Consider the following 21,741-nt stretch of genomic DNA (forward strand, 5'->3'; position numbering starts at 1 on the left):
TATCTCTCTACTAACAGAGCTGTTTAACCAATTTGAGCGGAACATCGGCAGGCTCAAAATCCTGATGTGTGACAAAGCCATATTTTTGGTAAAAGGCGAGTGCCGTATGGGTACTTTCTAGACTGATCTCGGTAATATTCTTTTTCCGGACACAGTGAATCATGTTTAACAATAACGCCTTACCAATGCCTTGGTACTGACGTTCTGGGCAGATATAGTTCAGTAAAATTTGTCCCTGATCACTGACTAAAATAAAGCCGACCACTCGATTGTCACTGACGTAGACCCAACTATCGTTGTAAAGCATCCACATTAAGATATTTGATTGATTTGCCTCCTCAAGCCAAGTTTGAATCACACTTTCATTACGTTGATGGTCCTGGATACATGAACGAATGCTGTTGTGAATCACGTGAATAATTTCGGGTATATCCTGAATTTGTGCTTCGCGTATCATAATTTTTTCTTTTTATAAAAAACTCCAACAGCCTGTCATTTCAGAAGATATCGCCTTGTGCTTAAAGAGGCTTCTTGTTGCGTTTTATGTTTTTTTGCAGCCATTGCGCCGTTGGGTTGGGTTTTTATTTCAAAATTGTTGCAAAATTTACAAATGTATATTTATAAATTAATCGTTAAATACGGATAAATAACCACATAAATGCATCTAACTATACTGTTTTTAAAGTAATAATAGATTTTTTAGAAATGTATACATACTCAATGATTTCAACAGGTGTAATAGTTTGAAATAAATTAGCAAAGAAAATTGGCAAGATTTCAGCTTTAAAATAATTTTGTATGAATTTTAAACGTTATTGTGCGTTATATTAGTCCATAAAAATATTCGATGATTCAAGATGTGCATGCGCGTCATCGGCAGTAGGTTGTTATTATGGTTAATTTTCTCATTGTGATATGTATTCTGATCGCGTTGTCTGCAGCGGGCATTGTGGTCAAAAAAATCCTAAAAACAGAAAAATATCGTCAAAAATATACGCGCTACCAAGCACCAAAAAAATCGAACAGTATCTCTTTAGCATCGAATGATGATGCTATACGCCAAGTCGATCAGGTCATTGAAGTTGATGAATATGAACAGCAACTTTTTGATGATATTGCGGAAATTTTCTTTCAACAACAATACAAATTAGATTCGCTACAGGCAGCCGAGCAATTACAAGAAGTCTTTTTACGTCGCATGCCAGTGAATTGTAAAACTCAAATTCGCCAATTAGATCTGAATGAATGGTCGATTTATTGGAGTTTTTACAATCAATCGCTCGAGTATTATTTAGGCCGATACGGTGAGTTTTATACACATGTCGACCGTTTTGGCGAAGAACATAAAATTGAATATCGCTATCAAGACTCCGCAAGTTGAAGCAAAATGCGTTCTCGGACTAAATCGAGATAACTCAAATCATCGCTCATTCGAGCCATTAAAATTGCGCCTTCATAATCCGCCAAGCTGACTTTGGCAAGTTGCGTGGCGTGTTCGATGGTCATGCATCGCTTAAAAAACACTTCAAAGGCGAGTTGCCACTCGTGAAAGATGGATTGTAATTTTGCAAAAATCTCAGTTGGCAAATGTTGCCGCTCCATACTTAAGATCCCGACTAAACAACCTAATCCACCTTGGCTAAAAAATTGTATGGCGAGTTGATGGATGTGCGAGAAAGCCTGTTGAGGTGAGGTAGTAGTTTGCTGTAATTGCTGAAAAATACTGTGCTGTAACTTTATATGCGTCAGGTTTAAAATTTCCATCAGCAAAGCGTCTTTATTCGGATAATCATAATAAAACGCAGCTTTTGAAAGTCCACAGGCTTCAGCCAATTTCCCCATGCTGCAGCCTATATAGCCATAGCGTTTAAATGCGTGTGCTGACTGTAGTAATAGATGTTCTGAGGTGTTTTTCCGTGGACGCATGTATCTCTCTATCCAAATAAATCACTATGATGTGTATAAAGTAAATTGGTTTAACCGACTAATAGTTCGTCAAACCGTTCAATCACTTCCTGCCATAAGAGTTCAGCACCTTTGCGGAAATATCCCATATGACCAATCTGTTTTAGACCATAATCTTGCGCTTCAATATTGATATAGTGCATTGATGCTTGCGCATAATGTTGCATAAAAGCATGTCGTGAATTGGGTAATGCCCAGTCATCATCAAGTGCAGCGACCGCATAAATCGGCGTTTGAACTGCAGCATATTGTTGAGATAGCTCACTCAGCTCAGGGTCGGCAAAGAAATAGGTTGGGTTTTTACACCAACGACGCCATTGTTTATAGACATCGACAGGAAGGTCAGTGCCCATATTGAGTTTGCTCCAAGGCAAATACCCTTTTACGGCAACCATCGGCGGAAAAACGATATTCCACATCACATGAACTTTCATTTTTTCTTTAAAGGGCATATAGCCATGCCAACCTGCGCCAGTGCCAAAACAATACATGGCACGAATCTGATCATGATTTGAGGTGAGGCCTAGGGCTTGACCGCCATAGGAATGTCCCACTAGAAAAGTTTCCTGACTGTGTTGTTGCATATAAGCTATGGCACCAGAAAGGTCATAACGTCCCCAGTCGAGGTAGGACATCTTAAAGCCTTTAAGTTTTGACGGTGCAGAACGTCCAATACCACGATAATCAAAAGTCAGTACTTGATAACCGAGTCCTGCGGCATATTCGGCAAAACGACGGTAAAATTGTTGAGGTACACCTGTTGCACTTGAAATAATAATATTGGCTTTAGCAGCAGAATTAGGCCGATATTCAACGCCTGAAAGCGTATAGCCATCGGTTGCTGGGAAACTCACGGGTGTAGTACGTATTTCTTGCGTTGCTTGTTCTAAATCCGTTGGCATAATTTTTCTCTTCGTGTGGCAGGGTGCTAAGGGTTTATTCGGTTTAAACAAAGGCTTATTTGCCCTGAAAATTGGCTGGGCGACGTTGTAGCATGGCTATCACACCTTCTTGTACATCTTGTGTTTTTAGTAGTGGCTGTAAGTGCTGATCCAATTGAGCAAAGGCAGCATCGGCTCCCAAATGCACCCCTTGCTGTGCTGCAGAGAGTGTTGCCTGAACCGCCAGTGGTGCAGCCTGTGCAATTTGTTCTGCAAGTTCTATTGCACGAGATAAGGGCGCTTGGTCTGTGATTTCAGTCACCAAGTTCATGTCATATGCCGTTTGTGCATTGAAACGTTCACCCGTGAGTAAATAGCGCATCGCCTTATTCCAACCCGCTGCTTGCACAAAGCGAACAGTTGCACCACCAAAGGGAAGAATGCCACGTTGCACTTCCATTTGAGCAAACTCTGTCTGACGCTGAGCGATCACGATATCGGCATTCAGCATGAGTTCAATACCCGCTGTAAAACAGAACCCTTGTACCGCGACCACAACTGGTTTTTTTCGTTGTCGTGAGTTGGTTCCCCACGGATTAATTTGCTGATCAGGAAAATTAAACAGTCCACTGCCAAGTTTGGGTTGTAGTTCGACCAGATCTAGACCTGCAGTAAAATGCTCGCCATGTGCAAAAATCACTGCACAGCGTAAATTTGGATCATCTTCATATTCAGTGAGTGCCAGTGAAAGGTCATGAATTAAATGACTGTCAAACGCATTTCGTTTATCTGCACGGTCCAAACCGATCAAATAAAGATGACCACGGATTTCTCGACTTACACGACCTTGTTGTTCTGACATTTTAATGATTCCTTCTGATTATTCTTTAGATATAGCTAAGTTTTTAAACGATTGTTAGAAAACTGTCAAAACTGATGCGTTCAAAACATCAAAATCATCGTCTGGTGGATGAGTGGTTTGATTTAAAATTTACAGAGTTGATATGAAATAGTGCATGATATAGCTTGCCTTTAGGCTGAATTTTTCCATAATAGCTGCAGCTTTTTTAAGGCCCAATCAACCATGTCGAACTTAGAAATATTTGCAGTCATTATTAGCTTAATCGGGGTGACTTTAACCATAAAGCGAAATATGTGGTGTTGGTGGTTTAACTTTGCAGCTTTTTTGCTGTATGCCTACTTGTTTTATACCTACAAACTTTATGGCGAAACCATTTTGCAGTTTTTCTTTGTGGTGGTGAACTTCTACGGTTTTTATCACTGGTTGAAGGGCAAACAACAAGATCATGACATCCGTATTGAACCGATTGCGACCAAAATTGTGATCTTTCAAATGCTCTTAGCTGCGGTGGGCGGTTTGATTTTTGGTTTAAGCCTGCACTATTTTACCGATGCAGCCGTACCAATTTTGGATGCACAATTGGCCGCGTTTAGCTTACTCGCAACGTATTGGACCAGCCGGAAACATATTGCTACTTGGGTGCTTTGGGTATTTGTCGATATTATCTATGTGGGTATGTTTATATACAAAGACCTGTATCTCACTGCGGCGTTGTATGCAGGTTTTGTGGGCTTGGCGGCATTTGGTTGGTGGCAATGGACACAAGTCAAAAATAAACAGCAGCAACAGGCGATGAAAGCTTTATCCATTTAGCCCACAGATGTTTTTTTCATTCCCAATTTGACAATTTATAAAAATATATTTACTTTGTAACCATAAAGGGCATTTCATAATCGGGCTTCACCCCGATGAGAAGTGCCTTTTTTATGCCTTAAGAAATGTGGCTGTGTTCATTTGAGTCTAAGACATGTCATAAAATCCTCTGTGAATTTATAAGCAAAATTGGGTGTCTGCGAAGCTTGATTTTAATAGCCGATGATCCGATCCCGATGAATAAGTAAAGAGCGTGCAGAGTCATGATTATCGACTTTCAACTTGAGCAGCAACTGCGTTTTGACCGACAAGCTACGGTTCTACTGCAGCAAAAGGCGAGCTTTTTTCAGTTTGAGCAAATAGCAGATGTGTATAACGCTGAATGGCTCAAGGCATTTCCACAAGGGACGCAATGTAGCATCAGCGGTTTGGATGATGGTGCAGATGAATACGGCATCCAAATCAGTTATAAACACCAAAGCATCTTGATCGATTATTCACAACCGATCAAATTGGTACACCGTGATCGGGATGGTGTAGTGCATAGCATGCTGTTAAATTAACAACTTAAATTAAACTGAGATTTATAAAAGCAGTACCACAAAGATTTGTTATAGAAATATAAAAATAAGCGCAAGAAGAAATGAAAAGATATGGGAAGCTATTAAAGCAATGACGCAACTTGATCCCAAAGATTCAACATTTGAAATTTTTAATCAGCTATGTTTTGAACTGTTTCATCATTATGGCTCGCACTTCAAGTCTTTTGAACCTAGCGCTTTAATACATGCAAAACCAATGCAACAGCTTCCTGAACAAGCCAGCTTTGATATTTTTAGCCTCGAGTTTGGTCATTGGTACGCAAAGTTGTCCTATGCAGGGATGTATTTAAAAATTGATGCGGGCTGGGAATTTCAGCTCGAGTTGAAAAATCAGCATGGGCAAATATTTCAAAAAAGCCTTTAAGGCAGAGTCCCTCTGAGTTGCAGTATGGCAATTCTGTTTTTCTAGCTTGGTTTCAGGTCAATGACAGCCACAGCGCTTTTCGATTTAATTCAAAGCACAGTTTTAGCAACTGTAGACTGGGCGAAATAAAACAATAAAACCAATATTGACCTGAAGGATTACGAGAATGGCACATCAATTTACCGTCAATGCCACAATTCATGGCGTTTCACTTGAAGATTTTAAACGACTAGCCGCAGATATCAGCTTGCATGAAGCGGTGTGCAAACGCATACCGGGTGAAAATCTAGAAATTTTAGAATCAAAAAAAACAGGTGATATGTATACCTTAAAACGTGCCTATAACTTGGATGTAAATATTCCAGATATTGCCAAGAAGTTTTTAAAAGATGCGTTTCGTCTGAAACGTACGGATATTAGTAATTTGGCGGCATTAACCTCTGACGTCAAACTAGATCCGAACCTACCGCTCGAAGCCAGTTGTAAACGAAGTGTCAGTGGTGATGCAACACAAGTGAGTTTCAATTTGGACTGGACGGTGAAAGTCAAAGTTCCACTGCTTGGTGGATTACTTGAAAAACATGCAGAAGGTGAAATTCGTCGTTTTAGTCAGCTTGAGATTGAAATTGTAGAAGATGAATTGCGTAAAAATTTAAAAGCCTGAATTGATTTGAAAGAGAGTTAAAAAAAGCGGTCATTGACCGCTTTTTTTAGTGACTGATGTTACGCACGTAAAAGTAATTTCACAATTTTTAAATGATATTCAAGTCTATTCGACGGGGTCTTTCATCTATGGATTGAATAAAGGGATTAGCCTTCGGCTGGAGGTACTTTTGTTTAGGCAAAAGTACCCAAAACCATTGTCATCCGCAAAACTCGTTCACTAGCGTCAAATTTTTCAAAGTATTGCAAAAACAATTTTGATTAAAAGTAGTCCTGTCTCAAACACTTGCGGATGACCTTAGCGCGTATCGTTCATTTATTTGAATCAAATTGCGCTGCTGATGTTACTTCGTAACATCAGTTAGTGCGAAGTTTTTTCAAAACGTTGACGATAGAGCATCGCAGTAAAGAAGGTCACCAAACAGACGGTCCAAATATAATACATGGCGCCAATGTTGCTGTATAAACTCAACCATTGAACCAATGGCAAGGTGATACCACCCGCGATGGCATAGGCCAAATTGTATGAAAATGAAATGCCCGAGAAACGAATCTGTGCAGGGAACATTTTCACCATACTATAAGACACCATACCAACCGTGCCTGATGCCAAACCGAGCAGCATATAGAGCGCAAACACGGTCGATGCTGCCACATGGCCCAAGCTGTTATAGAACACGCCCGCAATTATCGCGACAAGGAGGGAACCGAACAGCATCACTTTGCCCGCACCGAAGCGATCTGCCAAAAGACCTGCCAAGATACAACCGACCATTTGCATCACAATAGCGGCACTTTGCATTTTAAAGGCATCGGCCCGTTCAAAACCAAAGGCGCCCGTGAGTAGATTTGGCATCGCTAAAATCAGCACAACAACACAGCCGGTTAAGAACCATGTAAACAGCATACCAATCACAACGCCTGTTTTGTGCTGTTGCAGTACTTGTTTCACTGGAAGCTCTTTAGCCAATTGTTTCTTTTCTTGCATGGCTTTAAATACTGGCGTTTCTTTTAAATAACTGCGTAGATAGAGCGCAACAAAACCAAAGATTCCGCCTAGAATAAATGGAATCCGCCATGCCCAATCATGGATTTCTGACTCTGTAAATTGTAATGAAATAAACAAAGACATCAGTGCGCCCAATAGGATACCTAAAGATAAGCCAGCAGTGAGTAAGCCATTGGCGATCCCAATTTTTTGCTCAGGCACATGCTCTGAAACAAAAGTCCATGCCGCTGGGATTTCACCACCAATCGCGATGCCTTGAATCACACGCATCAGTAGGAGCAAAAGTGGTGCTGCATAACCAATACTTTCAAAAGTCGGCATCACACCAATCATCAGTGTAGGCAGAGCCATGAGTAAAATAGACAAACTAAATAAACGCTTACGACCAATCAAATCGCCAAAATGCGCCATCACCACACCACCCAATGGGCGGAAAAAATATCCTGCTGCAAAAATACCGTAAGTATTCAGCATCGCCCAAAATGGACTGAGTCCAGTGGGGAAAAACAGTTCCGAAATAATTTTGGCGTAAAACACATAAATGACAAAGTCATAAAACTCAAGTGCGCCACCGAGGGATGACAGTCCGAGGGTGCGTTTATCTTGACGAGTCAGGCGTGGCTGAGCTTCCATGCAAATATTTTCCAGCAGCAAATAGCATTTGACGATTTTAGTGATTCAATTTTTTATTGAATAATCAAACTTTTTTGCCTTATTAAAAACTTATAGTTATGAAAATATTATTAATTAAGAACAAAATAATATAGATAAAGTCGCATTAACTTAAAGAATGATTGGTAATAGATAATGGCGTACCTTGATGTATAAATGATAAATATCAATGGCATAGGGTAGTATGATCTACTTTTTTACTTTGTGCTCTATATAAACCACAAAAGATTCAAAGCCATAGCACGCTGTTGTTTTATACTCAGAACCGATAATAATGCATATTGCATGGTTGTTTTTTAAAGTGATTTCAGCCCGCTAGACTTAAAGAAAGGATAAATACATGAGTTATGTTGCTGCTGTTGCACAGCGTGGTGAAGCAATTTTGACGCTAACTGCCGCAGAGGTACAAGCATCTGAAATAGGTTCTGCATGGTTAACTGCACTGAGCGAAACACTGCATGCCACCATGCTTGAGCGTCAAGGCGTAGGCATTGCCGCACCGCAAATTTATGTTTCAAAGCGGGTGATTATCGTGGCTTCACGTGCAAATTTACGCTATCCCGACGCGCCTGAAATGGAGGCGATCGTGATGGTGAATCCAGTGATTACATCTCGATCTACGACCACGGTTTTGGGTGAAGAAGGCTGCTTAAGTGTGCCGAATGCACGAGGACAAGTCCCGAGAGCCGAGCAAATTCACGTGCGATATTTGACCCTTCAAGGTGAAGTCAAAGAGAAAACCCTGAATGGCTTTCCTGCACGGATCTTACAACATGAGGTCGATCATCTGAACGGGATCTTATTCACCGAGCGTTTAGAATAATAAACCGTGTTATTTCAAAAATAAAAAAGTGACCAATTGAGCTAAAAAAATAACGGAAAAGTAATTTGAATAGTGGTGCAAGTGAAGTTTAAAGGCTTCAAAGATTGCATGCTTAACTGTGAAAATAGACTTTCTTTTTGAAGCTGAAACCTTGTATAACTAGCGAAATAATAAAATAAAAAAGAAGATTAATGGGGAAAAATTGGGGCAATGCTGTCTGTACGAAATGGGGCGTACAATGGCGTAAATTGAAGCATCTTTTATTTGAATCCGACTATCTCATCATCAATTGGTCTGACTATGATAAAGGGCGTTTACTCCTCATCTTTGGCATGCTGAGTCAAGTTAGCGTGTTGAAGTGGTGCATCATGAATTTTTATTATTCGACCAATCGGATTTGGTTTAATCCGAGTGAACTCAAGTTCAGGATCATCGTCGCTTGTATAGTCCTACTCAGTTATGGCGTATTGGCAGTACTCAGTCTTTATTTTAAAAAATATTTAAATTTTAGACTGTTTTTTAGCTATTTTGCGCCCGTCCTGTTTGGGATCGGCATGATCTATGGTGGCTATATGATCGGGATCTATAGTCCTGCCACTATGGCGGGGACGGTCAATCTGCTGATGGTCGGTTTGGTTTTTTATCGTCCTGCGATTATGCTCAGTATTACATTTCCGATCACACTGTTTATTGGCTACATTTGCTATCAAACTTCGATTGACCATCTAGAATATGCACCGATTTTCAGCCCAGCTTTAAAACAGAGTGAGTTTTACGACAACGCCTTTTGGCTCATGAGTATGGCGGAGTTGTATTTACCCATATTGATCGTCAGTGCAGTATTTTTTCAGATTTTGCTTTTACGGTGGCGACACCGTGAACAAAAGATGGAAGTCCTCAGCCGTGTCGATGGGCTGACCAATGTGTTTAACCGTCGTTATGTTAGTCATGAACTTGATACGCTCAGCAAACGGACACGGCCTGAATTTGCAGTCGTTTTGCTTGATCTCGACCATTTTAAACTGATCAATGACCAATTTGGTCATGACGCAGGAGATGCTGTTTTACAGTGTGTTGCTCAAATTTTAAATGACAATACCCGTGTGCAAGATGTGGTTGGGCGTTATGGCGGTGAAGAATTTATTTTAATTTTAAAAAATCAGAGTTTAGAGCAGGCGATAGAGGTCGCTGAGCGCTGTCGATTGGCCATTTCTGAAGCTAAAACCATGATAGCCAACAATCAAATGTTGAAGATTAGTGCAAGTTTCGGTGTGGCAACGGCGATTGAGGGGACACCGTCTGCTGTAGTCACGCGTATGGCCGATCAAGCACTGTATATGGCAAAGCAACAAGGACGTAACCAAGTGCGCAGCTTTCGTGAGTTAAACTTGGCAGAAGATTAAAAAAGTTAAAAGGTAGCGATGCAGCAATTACAATTTCAGCTCGGATTAGAGCAGCTCGACTTTCAGACCGAGCAACAGAATATTCATTATGATCACGGCTTAGCGGCTTTGGTACAAAAATGTGTTCGACATCAGCGCTTCGATGCTTTGGCAATTGAATATTTGATCTATGAAATTGAAGAAATTTTAGAACGATTACAGCTCGATTATCAGACGCAGCGCTATGCTCAGTCGAATGACTCGATGCTGCATATATTGGCGCAGACCTTTTTTGAACATGCGACCCTCATTGAACGACAAAGCTTAGAACATGGCTTTAATGAAATGATTGAACATACTGAATATTATCAAAATCTATTTGGTGAACAGGCAATCATTCAACTCAGTTATTTCGTTTTTATTCGAGAAATGATGCACCATTTAAACCTACGGCACATACAGATTTTAGCTCAGAACACGTCTTCACCATAAGGACTTATACAGAGGCAGCTCAATTTGTTATAAATAAAAAAGCACACAACAAAAAATAGCCCTTATGAAAACGCCTGTTCCAGACTATTTACAGCATGTCCTCAATGCCTGCGATGCCAATCAGTACGGAGCTTTGGCAGATTATATTCCTGAGTTAGCTAACGCCAATCCGAATAGACTGGCTTTGGCACTGTCTACCGTAGATGGCAAGATTTATTCTACGGGTGATGACGAAGTCGAGTTCACCATTCAGTCGATGTCTAAACCTTTTGCTTATGCCTTAGCGATTTGTCATCTTGGCTTAGACAGTGTTTTACAAAAAGTTGGTGTCGAGCCATCGGGAGAGGCGTTTAATCAAATTGCGCTCGATCCACAAAGCAATACCCCGAAAAACCCGATGATCAATTCGGGGGCAATCACCACACATTCACTTTTACCGCATGACGAGCACAGCACTCGAGCTGAAAAACTCCGTGAATTTTTAAGTGAAATGGCAGGGCGTGAGCTGAGGTTTGATGAAGCGGTTTACCAGTCTGAAGTGAAGACGGCTTTTCGAAATTTGTCGATCGGTTACATGCTACGCACAGTCGGTGTACTTGAAGAAGACCCTGAAGATGTGGTGAACGGCTATATTCGTCAGTGTGCAATATTAGTGACGGTTAAAGATTTGGCAAAAATGGCCAGTGTGCTTGCCAATGGTGGCGTGCAAGCAGCCACAGGCAAACGGTTGCTGTCTCGTTCGGTGGTACGCCAAGTGTTGAGTGTGATGATGACTTGCGGCATGTATGATGCTGCGGGTGATTGGCTGACAACGGTCGGTATTCCTGCCAAAAGCGGTGTGGCTGGTGGTATTATGGGGGCCTTGCCAGGGCAGGTTGGGCTGGCGGTCTTTAGTCCGAAACTCGATACACATGGAAATAGTGTTCGAGGCGTCGAAATATTTGAACGACTGTCTAAGGACATGGGACTACATGTCATGGAGGGAACACCTTCAGCGCAAACGATCGTCCAAAGTCGCTATACCTGCGGGATAGATCATTCGGTCGTGGTGTATGAGCTGCGTGGTGTATTGCAATTTACTGAGTCGGAAATGTTGCTGCGGATCTTAGAAGATGAACCTGTTGCGAATAACCATATCGTTTTAGACCTGACCAATATTTCTTTGATACACGATGTTGGTGTTCGAATGCTCTTTGAAGGCGTCGATCGTTTAATTGCAGATGGTCATCGCGTGGCAGTGATCGACTCAGAGCATCTCTTGGAACAAAGTCGAAGTCATGCAGGACATGAGGTGGTGGTTCGAGAAGAGTTGGGTCAATATTTACAGCAGTTTGATGGTTAATTGATAAAAATCCATTGTTGATTCATACAAGGTGCTCATAAGTTTAGTGCTTAGATCGGCTATAATTTTCTTTTTGCGTTAAATTTGCTTATGTCTTTTGAGTTAAAAGTCAGTTTACTCCCGAGTGTTGACGCTTTATCCCCACAGCATAAAAAGCTGAATAAACTGATTGAGCAAATCGAACAGCAAAAGCTGGATTTAGATCTTTGGCAAAATGCCAAAAGTGAGATTCAGAGTTATATCCAACTGAAACTTGTGCCGATATATCGTGATTTGCATGCGGTGTACTACCGCCAGCTTGCACAGCTTTGGCACCACATACAGCAAGAAGACTTTGCCAAAGCGGATTTAGCTCAGCTCGATGTGAAGCTTGCGAAATTGGCAAAGCAGCTGAAAAAATCCAACTATTTAAATACAGCAGAACTTGAAAAAGTCTCGGAGGTCGATGCTTTTTATCAGCAGCACCATGCGCATAATCAAAAGCCAAATAAAAAGGCCAAGTCAGCCCAAACTGAACAGAGCAAAGTAGAAGGTCATGTTGATATAGAACAAGAAACTACAGAACAAAATGAGTCTTATGAAGCGTGGGACAGCGAACAATATCAACGTGAGAAAGAAGAGCATCAGCGCAGACGCTTAGCGCAAAAACGCGAGCAAGCTGAAAAGTTAGTGAACCAATCACTGAAAACTGTGTATTTAAAAATCACTGCCATGATTCACCCGGACCGTGAACCTGAGGAAGCTAAAAAAGCGGAAAAAACCGAGTTGCTGCAAGTGGTGAACCAAGCCCATGAAGCACAGGATTTGTTTTATTTATTAAAGTTGCAATTACAGCTTGAGACCAATAAAGGCAAAAGCCCTAAAGCCTTAACCGATGAACATTTAAAGTTTTATAAAATGGCTTTAGAGGCACAAAGCCAACGCTTAGCGAGTCAGATAGATGACATCACGGATAGTTTTCACTGGACTGAAAAACCGAAGCCGAAAAATATGCAGATAAAAGATGTGTATAAGGTGATTGATGGCGATGTTTCGGTGTTAAAAGAACAAGTGAGGTGGGAAAAAGAACGACTGAAATATATGGAGAAGGTGAAAGGGTTGGAAGTGTTGTTGGCACAGAATGTACTTTGATGCTTTTCTCCCTTAAAAGCACCTCTCAATAACCCTCTCCTCGAGTTACCCTCACCCCCTTGCGAAGCAATGCTTCTCATCCCAAAGGGAGAGGGAGTTGCATCTAATTAAATACCGTCTATTGGCTTAATAATGAATATTCCCTCTCCTTGTAGGAGAGGGCTAGGGAGAGGTTATAAAATTTGATAATCTAAATAAAATAATAAAAAGCAAAATGCAATGAACAATAAACTCGACCCCCAACTTTTAATATTCGCCAAAACCATGCGCCACACTGCCACCGATGCAGAACATCTGATGTGGCAACTTCTACGTGCTAAACGCTTTATGAACCTGAAATTCCGCCGTCAGCATGTAATCAAACCTTATATTGTGGATTTTTACTGTCATGAAATTGGTTTAGTGATTGAGTTGGATGGTAGTCAGCATGGAACGGATGAGGCAATTGAATATGATGCTGAACGGACGAAGTTTTTAGAGACTTTGGGTTTAACCGTTGTGCGGTATTGGAATCATGATGTTTTGAGTCGGACGGATGCGGTGTTGGAGGATTTGAGGCAGAGGTGTGCTGAATTGAAAAATACCTCTCCCTAACCCTCTCCTAAGAGGAGAGGGAAATTCTTTAAAATTTAAATATAGTTGTTGTATGTTTTTTATTCTTATATAATTTAATACAAATTAAGTCCTTACAGAGAGATAGATGAATAACTTTATATTATCTAGCCTTTCTTTTTTAGGATTTGTATTTTTTTACATACTTAAAAATGAATTTTTTCAGAATGAGCTTTCAATAGTATTTACTTATGATGCTCTAATAATTCTATTTGTACTTTTTAACCTGTGGGGTGGGTGCTTCCTTCGAAATCTTCCTCATGATGAAGTGGCTGATTTTACTAATTCTGAAATTGTTCCCATGGAAGGCAGTTTAATTCCTGTTTATTTAGGAATGTATGTAATTTCTTTAAGCTTAGGTGGATTGAATGTTGGAACTTATATTATAGGGGCTAGCTTATTTGCTCTTTGGGTTTCTTTAGGAAGAGTAACATTTTTTAATCCAATCTTATGTTTTTATGGTTATAGATTTTACCAAATAAAGACAAAGGGGAATTTTCCTATATTGTTAATTTCAAAAAGAAAAAATCTAAAGATTTTGGGTTCTACGGAAAATTTAAGGCGAATTAATAGTTATACTTTTTTGGATGATGGTACAGGATGAGTATTAAAAAAAGGTTATTTGCATTACTAGATGATGGTCATTTTTGTTTTATTTTTAATGATCAAACTCATCCACAAGCAATAAAAGAAATTGAAGATTATTTTTCAATTTCTGATAAGTTAAATAAAATACAGTTCAATGTAGAATATAATTTAGCAGATACGGAAATTTTCACCTTTAGTCAAACACCAAACGATCCAAAGATATTACCCTTAATAAAAAAATATACGGATATTTTGGCTAATACTCTTAATGGGCACGAAGTAAAAGAATGTTCTGATAATTTATCTAAAATAGTGTGTTTTTGTTTTTCTGAAAAAAAAGGTGCTATTGAAACTATAAAATTCTCACGAGTATTTAAGAAGTACAAATTAAGTAATAAAAAAGTTTTAGGTATTTTTGGCAAAGGAAAGCCTGAAGTTGTAGAGGTTAATAATCAGATTGAATTTAGTGGAATAGTTGATGCTTATTGGGATGGACAAACTCTAACATTTAAAAAATTTAATCATATTTCAAGTTTATTTGATGGTGTTCACCAGTTTTATAGAGAGGCTAATGAGTTGGAGGTACACCAATTTCTAACGCAATCTTGGTTTAATTTATCTAGTGATTATGATGTTAATACAATTCACTTAAGATCCTCAAAAAAAATTGCACAGATTATGGATTCAAAAAAAATTGATTTTTCAAATCCGCAATTATTTGGGAAAATTACGAGTAATATTAATCAGTTTCCATCTAATAAACTTAAGATAGAAAAAGGTAAAATTATTATTTCTAATAATGAAGATATAAATGAATTTTTGAAATATGTTGAAAGTAAATATTATTATTCATTGATTGATGGCGAGCCTATGGAAGCTTTAGCAACTCAAAAAGCTAAATAAAAAATCCCCTCATTCGAGGGGATTTTTTTGAATCAAATTACAGCATTAAAGCGCTGCAATTTGCTCCATATTCGCTTTAATCTTCGCTAACTGATCAGCAAACTCAGCAAGTTTAACTTTCTCGCCTTCAACCACAGCAGCAGGTGCTTTCGCTACAAAACCTTCATTGCCAAGTTTAGTGGCAATTTGGTCATGCTGTTTTTGAACCTTGTCTAAGTCTTTTTGTAGACGACCCAATTCCGCTTTAGGGTCAATTAAGCCCTTCATTGGAACGAATACAGACACATGACCCACTACAGATGAAGAAGACAATGGCGGTTGTTCAGCATCAGCAAGGAAAGTAATGCTTTCAACTTTCGCCAAAGCTTTAAACAATGGTTCAATACGTGCAATTTGCGCTTTTTCAGCTTCAGTCGTGTTTTGAAGAAGAACAGGCAACAAGCGAGCATTACCAAGACCCATCTCACCACGGATGTTACGTACAGCACCAATCAAACCTTGAAGCCATTGCATATCAGCTTCAGCTTGGTCGTTAATGAGTGCTTGCTCAGCAACAGGGTACTGCGCCAACATAATGGTTTCGCCAGAAATGTTGAGTTTCGGCGCAAGTGTTTGCCAGATTTCTTCTGTTAGGTAAGGCATTAACGGATGAGCCAAACGTAACGATGCTTCCATCACAGAAAGAAGAACACGACGCACTTCAGCTTTACGCTCAACTGATACGTTTTCATCATTTAGAACAGGCTTAGTCAGCTCTACATACCAGTCACAGTATTCATTCCAAATGAACTCGTAAATCGCTTGCGCAGCCAAGTCTAAACGGTAGGTCGCAAATGCTGTTTGCACTGCTTGTTCTGCTTTTTGCAGACGGCTCACGATCCATTGTTCAGGCAATTCCCAAAGGTCTTGACGAGCATCGATACCAATTACTTGCTCTTCGCAGTTCATCATCACGAAACGCGTTGCGTTCCAGATTTTGTTGGCAAAGTTACGGTAACCTTCAACACGTTTCATGTCGAACTTGATGTCACGACCTGTGTTTGCAAGCGCACAGAATGTGAAACGAACCGCGTCAGTACCGTAAGATTGAATACCTTCAGGGAATTCTTTACGGGTTGATTTTTCAATCTTCGCTGCTTGTTTCGGGTTCATCAAACCTGTTGTACGTTTTTGTACTAAAGTTTCAAGATCAACACCGTCAATCAAATCTAATGGGTCAAGCACGTTGCCCTTAGATTTAGACATTTTCTGACCTTCGCCATCACGAACCAAACCGTGTACATACACAGTTTTGAACGGAACTTGCGGTGTGCCGTCTTCATTTTTCATGAAGTGCATGGTCATCATGATCATGCGGGCAACCCAGAAGAAGATGATGTCGAAACCTGTTACTAGTACATCAGTCGGGTGGAAAGTATTTAAGAAGTAGTTTTCTTTATCTTTCGCAGCGTCACCAGTCCAACCTAAAGTTGAGAATGTCCAAAGACCAGATGAGAACCATGTATCCAATACATCTTCGTCTTGTTTTAATTCAACTTCAGGTGCAATGCCGTTTTTCGCACGAACTTCAGCTTCATCACGACCTACAAATACGTTGCCTTCAGCATCGTACCAAGCAGGAATACGGTGACCCCACCACAATTGACGTGAAATACACCAGTCTTGAATGTTATTCATCCAAGCCATGTACATGTTGCTGTATTGCTCAGGGACAAACTTAATTTGACCGTCTTGAACCGCTTTAATTGCAGGCTCAGCAAGTGGTGCAATTTTTACGTACCATTGGTCTGTTAGAAGTGGCTCAACGATCACGCCTGAACGGTCACCACGAGGTGGCTTCAAGGTATATGGTTGAATTTGGTCTAACCAGCCTTCAGCTTCCGCTTGAGCAACCAATTTTTTACGTGCTTCAAAACGTTCTAAACCAATGTAGTCCGCAGGTGCAGGAATGGTTTTAGAAATTTGCTCGCCCGCTTTCGCGATGTATTCAAATTCAGCAAGAACTTCAGCATTTTTGTTGAAGATGTTGATGATTGGAAGTTCACAGCGTTTGCCCACTTCATAGTCATTGAAGTCGTGTGCAGGCGTGATTTTTACACAGCCTGTACCAAATTCTTTGTCTACATATTCGTCTTTAATGATTGGAACTGCACGGCCTGTAATTGGCAAGATAATGTTCTTGCCAACAAGCGCTGCATAGCGTTCATCATCCAGTGCAACTGCAACAGCGGTATCGCCAAGCAATGTTTCAGGACGTGTTGTCGCCACAACGATGTGGTCTTTACCATCGTGGGTGCGGATTGATTTGTCTTCAAAGAAATATTTGAAGTGCCAAAGTGAACCTGCTTCTTCTTTATCAGACTCAACTTCTAAGTCAGAAAGGGCAGTTTGTAGTTTAGGGTCCCAGTTTACAAGGCGTTTACCACGGTAAATTAAGCCTTCTTCATGTAGCTTAACAAAGACTTCTTTAACGGCATTTGAAAGACCTTCGTCCATGGTGAAGCGTTCACGTGACCAGTCTACAGATGAGCCTAGACGACGAATTTGACGGGTAATGTTCCCGCCAGATTGTTCTTTCCATTCCCACACTTTTTCGATGAACTTTTCACGGCCAAGGTCGTGACGGCTGATGCCTTCAGCACCCAATTGACGTTCAACAACCATTTGCGTTGCGATACCTGCATGGTCGGTACCCGGCTGCCAAAGGGTATTTTTGCCAGACATGCGGTTATAACGAGTCAACGCATCCATAATGGCATTGTTAAAACCATGACCCATGTGCAAGCTACCAGTGACGTTTGGTGGCGGAATCATAATACAGAATGAATCACCTTTTTGAGATGGCTTGAAGTAGCCTCTCTCTTCCCAAGTCTTGTACCATTTTTTTTCGATCTCGGTCGGATCGTAGGTCGTAGCAATATTTTGCGCTGAATCAGTCATAGTCTAAACAGATCAAAAGTGGATAAAAAATTAGATCTATTGTAGCAAAAAAAATGGTGAATTAGGGATGTTGGGCGAATGTTAACTTTTAGGATTTGGCAGTAAATAAAAGAGTCCGTATGATAGGACCTAAGATAAGAAGTATCCATTGATCCCAAAACTAAGATAAAAGGAGCAATATCAAATGACTTATTCTATTTCTTTAAAGATTCAACCTACGACATATCAACGTTTTGAGACGATTCATCAAAAACTCAATGCAGGTGAAACAGAAAGTCAGTCCAAAGCCTTAGGGGATAATCTAGCGGATATTGCATGTGAAATTTTAGATCAAGTTTTTGGCCAAATGGCGCGCATGAATAAGTCTGGAGACAATGAATCCGAAAAAATTATTCAGCAAATACGTGAAACGACCCGTAAATATATGCCGTGGTCGGTGTCTTTTTTTGGCAATGACCGCCTTGTACCGATGGTCAATTATTTATATGGACGTTTTTACAGCGAAGATGGTCAGCATTATATGCATTATCCGATCGATGCCTCTTTAGCCACCGACTTGCTTGCCTATGTCAATCAAATGAAAGAAGGGCAGAATCAATATGTGCCGCTCGCGTTGAAGGCATTTACACAAGTGGTCGATGCCGGGGTGACGCATTTGGTGCGAGAACCGAAAAAAATGCTGAAATTTAACATGGTGGTGGATAAAACTTTAACCGGTGTCATCAATCTCACCACGCAACTCGGTTATAAACGTTTTGATAAACTCGGCAAAATTTATGATGCACAGTCAATGAGTCAGTATTTTGACCATTTTATGGTGTTTTTGAACAATGAGCCTGTACTACGTAAAGCATAAAATACATATAAATGAATAAATTAGTTATTTAAAAGGATGTCAAAATGGCAAAACGTGATGATTTGAACGGAAAAGTGGTATGGATTACTGGGGCATCGTCAGGTTTGGGTGAAGCTTTAGCAAAAGAATGTGCTTTGCAAGGGGCGCAGGTCATTTTGACCGCACGTCGATTTGAAGAGTTGGAAAAAGTCCGTGTTTCATTATTACATCCAGATCAGCATCTTTCAGTGTGTGCAGACATTACCAATGAAGAACAAGTTCGCCATGCTTATGAACAAGTCCTTGCGCATAAAGGTCGAATTGACTGGCTAATCAATAATGCGGGATTGAGTCAGCGTGCATTGATTACGGATACGACCATGCAGACTGAACGTGCCATCATGGAAGTAGATTATTTTTCGCAAGTCTATTTAACCAAAACCGTTTTACCGACATTTTTAGCACAAAAGTCTGGTCGAATTGCTTTTGTTTCAAGTGTTGCAGGCTTATTAGGGACACAATACCGCGCGACCTATTCTGCTGCAAAAGCTGCCATTCATATGTGGGCGAACAGTCTACGTGCGGAAGTTGCGGATCAAGGGGTGGGCGTATCGGTGATATTCCCCGGATTTGTCAAAACCAATGTTTCATTTAATGCACTCAATGGTGCCGGCAAGCCACAAGGGCATCAGGATGAAGCCATAGAAAATGGTCTAGAAGCCAATGAGTTTGCCGAAACGGTGGTGCAATCTTTGCAGCGTGGGGAAGAATACATCGTGGTGGGTGGTTCTAAAGAAAAGCTCGGTGTTTGGGTATCTCGATTATCACCGACAACGTTATATAAAATGATTCGTAAAACCAAAGTGAAGTAAATTTTATCAAGTTTAAATAGTTTAAAAGTCACTCTTAACAGTGACTTTTTTAATGAGTAACGAGATTATAAGAAATGAAAAAGAATAATTTTAACAAATGGGGAATAGCCATCATTTTGTGCGCAATCATTGGTGCAATCGGTACGGTGGCTTATTTTTATTTTAAACAGAAAACTCAAAAAATTGAGCACAACTCAACACTCGAAAAGCCTGAAAAAGAAATAGGAACTGTATCAGAACCCGTTACTGAATCTGTTGAGATTGAACCTAATGTTGAAGCGGCGAGTGCAGAAGTTGTTATGCGAGGACCGAACGAGGGGTGGTTACCGATCGAAGCACTGTTTGATGAAAAAGGATTATTGAAGTCTGAGTATTATAGTCAAAATCCTCAAGATTCAGATGTTGATAAATTACCTTATAGCTCGAATAAAATTGGTGATTTTAAATGGCGAGCTGAATTTCATCCTGTTGATGATTTTAAAGGCGATCAAGCTAGACTCAAAGATCAATGTTTTGGATATTGTATTTTAGTGAAAGGTAAGTTGCTGACCAGTGTTGAATCGACTGTATTTACGGGAGCATTTATTGCGAAAGATCATTTGATCGAAGTGATTGCACATAAGGGGAGTGGCGCATATATGCCTGTCAACTATAGCTTTATCAAAATCGACAAAGCTGGTAATGCAGAGTTAATCTCAGATGATCATAATTCTTACAAAGATCAATTGGCTCGTATCAATCATTCGGGACTCGAGATTGACTTAAAACCATTTAGAAAACTTCAATATTTTCTTCTAATGAATGAAAATGGTTTAAATGTGTCGATGCAAAAACCCAATAAGGTGGATGTCGAACCGACTCAGTGTAAAGAGTATTACGAAGGAACATTAGAGGCATGTCCAACTTTATATGGATGTAAAGCTGACATTGTGGTGCAAGATCTGGCACGTGCTTATGCTGGAGATGTTGCATTTAGTTATCATGATCCAAATATTGATGAAAAGAAATTTAATGAAGTTTGTTTTAAAGTTTGTCGCAATGAAAATGTGAGTTATGAAGAGTTTGAAAACACATTGTGTAAAGTAAATTAAATAGTAAAAATGAATTGGGGAGAAGTAGAGAGATCAGATGTCTCTCTTTTGAATAGCAGTTCCATACGCAAAGACTTCGACCATGCCGCCTTGCATACCCAGCTCAGTGGTGCTTAAACGTAAGCCCATAATTTGGTTTGCGCCCATCTTTTCAGCTTCTTGCTTTAAACGCACCACGGCTTCACGACGCGCCCGATCGACGATGCTTTCATAACTGGTTAAACGTCCACCAAAAAAGTTCTGAATATTGGCAATCACATATTTAAAATAATCATGTGAAATCACTACATTACTTGAAATCAGTTGTCCGAAATGTTCAGTAGTTTTAAAGCGGTTGTTGTCTATGCGAATATGCGCCAATCGCTTTTCTTGAGCTTCGAGTTCTTTGAGATGTTTTTGTTCGATATGGCGACCAAAGCCCCAACCAATACAAAAGAGCACCACAAAGATCAGGACTTTAAAAATAAAGGCATCCATGACTTAGTCCTGAGTTGGAAATGGGTCTGGTAGTTTTGCTGAGTTGGCTTCTACGCGAACAGCCGTGCCATACACAAATAATTCAGAGGCGCCTTGAGCAATATTTGAGGTTGAAAAACGGATGCCGACGACAGCATTCGCGCCTAAGGCACGTGCTTTGTCAATCATACGGCTCATGGCTTCTTGACGAGATTCTTCGAGTAGTTCTGTATAACCTTTGAGTTCACCACCCACGATATTTTTTAGGCCAGCCATAAAGTCACGACCAACATGTTTACTGCGGACAGTACTGCCATAAACGACATCAAGTTGTTGTGTAATGGTATGACCCGGAACAGATTCAAGATTACTTAAAAGCATTTTTAGTTATCAATATAAAAAGGTGAATTGAAGATAGAAAACTCTTTAGCAAAAAGCAATAA

At 40.2% G+C, this 21,741-nt stretch carries 24 protein-coding genes; 16 read left to right on the plus strand and 8 right to left on the minus strand.

Annotation, left to right across the window (positions count from 1 at the left end; all coding sequences use genetic code 11):
* Positions 1-10: 10 nt before the first annotated feature.
* Positions 11-457, minus strand: coding sequence for a GNAT family N-acetyltransferase (locus tag G0029_RS03880; protein ID WP_180041948.1), 447 nt, complete (start codon positions 455-457; stop codon positions 11-13).
* A gap of 435 nt (positions 458-892) precedes the next feature.
* Between G0029_RS03880 and G0029_RS03885 the strand changes: the two genes are divergently transcribed.
* Positions 893-1,381 carry a hypothetical protein gene (locus G0029_RS03885; RefSeq protein ID WP_180023189.1) on the plus strand — a complete coding sequence of 163 codons (489 nt, stop codon included), beginning with the start codon at positions 893-895 and terminating at the stop codon, positions 1,379-1,381.
* Here G0029_RS03885 and G0029_RS03890 read toward each other — a convergent pair.
* From G0029_RS03890 to G0029_RS03900, 3 genes are read right to left on the minus strand one after another with little or no spacing between them, the layout of a single operon-like run.
* Positions 1,363-1,926, minus strand: coding sequence for a TetR/AcrR family transcriptional regulator (locus G0029_RS03890; RefSeq protein ID WP_180107374.1), 564 nt, complete (start codon positions 1,924-1,926; stop codon positions 1,363-1,365). The two genes, G0029_RS03885 and G0029_RS03890, sit on opposite strands and share 19 nt — an antisense overlap.
* A gap of 50 nt (positions 1,927-1,976) precedes the next feature.
* Entirely contained in the window at positions 1,977-2,867 is an 891-nt protein-coding gene (locus G0029_RS03895; protein WP_180107376.1) for an alpha/beta fold hydrolase, read from the minus strand.
* A 55-nt stretch (positions 2,868-2,922) separates the two neighbouring features.
* The gene (locus G0029_RS03900) at positions 2,923-3,708 is read right to left on the minus strand and encodes a crotonase/enoyl-CoA hydratase family protein (RefSeq protein ID WP_180109766.1); all 786 of its coding nucleotides are present in this window, start codon (positions 3,706-3,708) and stop codon (positions 2,923-2,925) included.
* A gap of 222 nt (positions 3,709-3,930) precedes the next feature.
* Between G0029_RS03900 and pnuC the strand changes: the two genes are divergently transcribed.
* From pnuC to G0029_RS03920, 4 genes are all read left to right on the plus strand, one after another.
* Entirely contained in the window at positions 3,931-4,521 is a 591-nt protein-coding gene (gene pnuC, locus G0029_RS03905) for a nicotinamide riboside transporter PnuC (RefSeq protein ID WP_111885562.1), read from the plus strand.
* Positions 4,522-4,784: 263 nt separating this feature from the next.
* Positions 4,785-5,084, plus strand: a complete 300-nt coding sequence (locus G0029_RS03910) for a hypothetical protein (protein ID WP_180023193.1) — start codon at positions 4,785-4,787, stop codon at positions 5,082-5,084.
* A 109-nt stretch (positions 5,085-5,193) separates the two neighbouring features.
* Complete coding sequence (locus tag G0029_RS03915; protein WP_180107380.1) at positions 5,194-5,487, plus strand: hypothetical protein; 294 nt, start codon at positions 5,194-5,196, stop codon at positions 5,485-5,487.
* 166 nt (positions 5,488-5,653) lie between these two features.
* On the plus strand, positions 5,654-6,151 hold the full coding sequence (locus G0029_RS03920; RefSeq protein WP_180109767.1) for a DUF2505 family protein: 498 nt from the start codon (positions 5,654-5,656) through the stop codon (positions 6,149-6,151).
* Between the two features lie 360 nt (positions 6,152-6,511).
* Here the strand turns inward: G0029_RS03920 and G0029_RS03925 are convergent, their stop codons facing one another.
* A complete protein-coding gene (locus G0029_RS03925; RefSeq protein ID WP_180055499.1) occupies positions 6,512-7,792 on the minus strand; it encodes an MFS transporter in 1,281 nt (426 codons plus the stop codon).
* Between the two features lie 379 nt (positions 7,793-8,171).
* On the opposite strand from G0029_RS03925, the gene def reads away from it, so the two are divergent.
* From def to G0029_RS03965, 8 genes are all read left to right on the plus strand, one after another.
* A complete protein-coding gene (def, locus tag G0029_RS03930; RefSeq protein WP_180107384.1) occupies positions 8,172-8,654 on the plus strand; it encodes a peptide deformylase in 483 nt (160 codons plus the stop codon).
* Positions 8,655-8,845: 191 nt separating this feature from the next.
* The gene (locus G0029_RS03935) at positions 8,846-10,057 is read left to right on the plus strand and encodes a GGDEF domain-containing protein (RefSeq protein ID WP_180107386.1); all 1,212 of its coding nucleotides are present in this window, start codon (positions 8,846-8,848) and stop codon (positions 10,055-10,057) included.
* Positions 10,058-10,075: 18 nt separating this feature from the next.
* On the plus strand, positions 10,076-10,528 hold the full coding sequence (locus G0029_RS03940) for a hypothetical protein (RefSeq protein ID WP_180107389.1): 453 nt from the start codon (positions 10,076-10,078) through the stop codon (positions 10,526-10,528).
* 64 nt (positions 10,529-10,592) lie between these two features.
* Complete coding sequence (locus G0029_RS03945; protein ID WP_180107391.1) at positions 10,593-11,870, plus strand: glutaminase; 1,278 nt, start codon at positions 10,593-10,595, stop codon at positions 11,868-11,870.
* A gap of 90 nt (positions 11,871-11,960) precedes the next feature.
* Positions 11,961-13,001, plus strand: a complete 1,041-nt coding sequence (locus G0029_RS03950; protein ID WP_180107393.1) for a molecular chaperone DnaJ — start codon at positions 11,961-11,963, stop codon at positions 12,999-13,001.
* A 219-nt stretch (positions 13,002-13,220) separates the two neighbouring features.
* Positions 13,221-13,595 carry an endonuclease domain-containing protein gene (locus G0029_RS03955; protein ID WP_180107394.1) on the plus strand — a complete coding sequence of 125 codons (375 nt, stop codon included), beginning with the start codon at positions 13,221-13,223 and terminating at the stop codon, positions 13,593-13,595.
* 106 nt (positions 13,596-13,701) lie between these two features.
* Complete coding sequence (locus G0029_RS03960; protein WP_180107723.1) at positions 13,702-14,217, plus strand: hypothetical protein; 516 nt, start codon at positions 13,702-13,704, stop codon at positions 14,215-14,217.
* A complete protein-coding gene (locus tag G0029_RS03965) occupies positions 14,214-15,104 on the plus strand; it encodes a Kiwa anti-phage protein KwaB-like domain-containing protein (protein ID WP_180107724.1) in 891 nt (296 codons plus the stop codon). Before G0029_RS03960 ends, G0029_RS03965 begins: the two co-directional genes overlap by 4 nt.
* A gap of 45 nt (positions 15,105-15,149) precedes the next feature.
* Here the strand turns inward: G0029_RS03965 and G0029_RS03970 are convergent, their stop codons facing one another.
* Positions 15,150-18,044, minus strand: a complete 2,895-nt coding sequence (locus tag G0029_RS03970; RefSeq protein ID WP_180107725.1) for a valine--tRNA ligase — start codon at positions 18,042-18,044, stop codon at positions 15,150-15,152.
* A 184-nt stretch (positions 18,045-18,228) separates the two neighbouring features.
* Between G0029_RS03970 and G0029_RS03975 the strand changes: the two genes are divergently transcribed.
* The 3 genes from G0029_RS03975 to G0029_RS03985 all read left to right on the plus strand — a co-directional run bounded on the left by G0029_RS03975 (position 18,229) and on the right by G0029_RS03985 (position 20,842).
* Entirely contained in the window at positions 18,229-18,900 is a 672-nt protein-coding gene (locus G0029_RS03975) for a hypothetical protein (protein ID WP_078192215.1), read from the plus strand.
* Positions 18,901-18,944: 44 nt separating this feature from the next.
* Complete coding sequence (locus G0029_RS03980) at positions 18,945-19,751, plus strand: SDR family oxidoreductase (protein ID WP_078191399.1); 807 nt, start codon at positions 18,945-18,947, stop codon at positions 19,749-19,751.
* Between the two features lie 74 nt (positions 19,752-19,825).
* The gene (locus tag G0029_RS03985) at positions 19,826-20,842 is read left to right on the plus strand and encodes a hypothetical protein (RefSeq protein WP_180107726.1); all 1,017 of its coding nucleotides are present in this window, start codon (positions 19,826-19,828) and stop codon (positions 20,840-20,842) included.
* Positions 20,843-20,875: 33 nt separating this feature from the next.
* Here the strand turns inward: G0029_RS03985 and G0029_RS03990 are convergent, their stop codons facing one another.
* On the minus strand, positions 20,876-21,319 hold the full coding sequence (locus G0029_RS03990) for a YbjQ family protein (protein ID WP_078192213.1): 444 nt from the start codon (positions 21,317-21,319) through the stop codon (positions 20,876-20,878).
* Positions 21,320-21,322: 3 nt separating this feature from the next.
* Complete coding sequence (locus G0029_RS03995) at positions 21,323-21,679, minus strand: YbjQ family protein (protein ID WP_078192212.1); 357 nt, start codon at positions 21,677-21,679, stop codon at positions 21,323-21,325.
* Positions 21,680-21,741 lie beyond the last annotated feature (62 nt).

It is taken from the genome of Acinetobacter sp. YH12138, assembly GCF_015218525.1.
Taxonomy (GTDB): Bacteria; Pseudomonadota; Gammaproteobacteria; order Pseudomonadales; family Moraxellaceae; genus Acinetobacter; species Acinetobacter amyesii.

Coding starts and splice junctions, on each gene's coding strand:
- G0029_RS03950 (WP_180107393.1), top strand. CDS start 11,961: ATGTCTTTTGAGTTAAAAGTCAGTTTACTCCCGAGTGTTGACGCTTTA.
- G0029_RS03915 (WP_180107380.1), top strand. CDS start 5,194: ATGACGCAACTTGATCCCAAAGATTCAACATTTGAAATTTTTAATCAG.
- G0029_RS03980 (WP_078191399.1), top strand. CDS start 18,945: ATGGCAAAACGTGATGATTTGAACGGAAAAGTGGTATGGATTACTGGG.
- G0029_RS03935 (WP_180107386.1), top strand. CDS start 8,846: ATGGGGAAAAATTGGGGCAATGCTGTCTGTACGAAATGGGGCGTACAA.
- G0029_RS03940 (WP_180107389.1), top strand. CDS start 10,076: ATGCAGCAATTACAATTTCAGCTCGGATTAGAGCAGCTCGACTTTCAG.
- G0029_RS03945 (WP_180107391.1), top strand. CDS start 10,593: ATGAAAACGCCTGTTCCAGACTATTTACAGCATGTCCTCAATGCCTGC.
- G0029_RS03890 (WP_180107374.1), bottom strand. CDS start 1,926: ATGCGTCCACGGAAAAACACCTCAGAACATCTATTACTACAGTCAGCA.
- G0029_RS03970 (WP_180107725.1), bottom strand. CDS start 18,044: ATGACTGATTCAGCGCAAAATATTGCTACGACCTACGATCCGACCGAG.
- def (WP_180107384.1), top strand. CDS start 8,172: ATGAGTTATGTTGCTGCTGTTGCACAGCGTGGTGAAGCAATTTTGACG.
- G0029_RS03925 (WP_180055499.1), bottom strand. CDS start 7,792: ATGGAAGCTCAGCCACGCCTGACTCGTCAAGATAAACGCACCCTCGGA.
- pnuC (WP_111885562.1), top strand. CDS start 3,931: ATGTCGAACTTAGAAATATTTGCAGTCATTATTAGCTTAATCGGGGTG.
- G0029_RS03960 (WP_180107723.1), top strand. CDS start 13,702: ATGAATAACTTTATATTATCTAGCCTTTCTTTTTTAGGATTTGTATTT.
- G0029_RS03900 (WP_180109766.1), bottom strand. CDS start 3,708: ATGTCAGAACAACAAGGTCGTGTAAGTCGAGAAATCCGTGGTCATCTT.
- G0029_RS03885 (WP_180023189.1), top strand. CDS start 893: ATGGTTAATTTTCTCATTGTGATATGTATTCTGATCGCGTTGTCTGCA.
- G0029_RS03910 (WP_180023193.1), top strand. CDS start 4,785: ATGATTATCGACTTTCAACTTGAGCAGCAACTGCGTTTTGACCGACAA.
- G0029_RS03955 (WP_180107394.1), top strand. CDS start 13,221: ATGAACAATAAACTCGACCCCCAACTTTTAATATTCGCCAAAACCATG.
- G0029_RS03990 (WP_078192213.1), bottom strand. CDS start 21,319: ATGGATGCCTTTATTTTTAAAGTCCTGATCTTTGTGGTGCTCTTTTGT.
- G0029_RS03965 (WP_180107724.1), top strand. CDS start 14,214: ATGAGTATTAAAAAAAGGTTATTTGCATTACTAGATGATGGTCATTTT.
- G0029_RS03985 (WP_180107726.1), top strand. CDS start 19,826: ATGAAAAAGAATAATTTTAACAAATGGGGAATAGCCATCATTTTGTGC.
- G0029_RS03880 (WP_180041948.1), bottom strand. CDS start 457: ATGATACGCGAAGCACAAATTCAGGATATACCCGAAATTATTCACGTG.
- G0029_RS03975 (WP_078192215.1), top strand. CDS start 18,229: ATGACTTATTCTATTTCTTTAAAGATTCAACCTACGACATATCAACGT.
- G0029_RS03895 (WP_180107376.1), bottom strand. CDS start 2,867: ATGCCAACGGATTTAGAACAAGCAACGCAAGAAATACGTACTACACCC.
- G0029_RS03995 (WP_078192212.1), bottom strand. CDS start 21,679: ATGCTTTTAAGTAATCTTGAATCTGTTCCGGGTCATACCATTACACAA.
- G0029_RS03920 (WP_180109767.1), top strand. CDS start 5,654: ATGGCACATCAATTTACCGTCAATGCCACAATTCATGGCGTTTCACTT.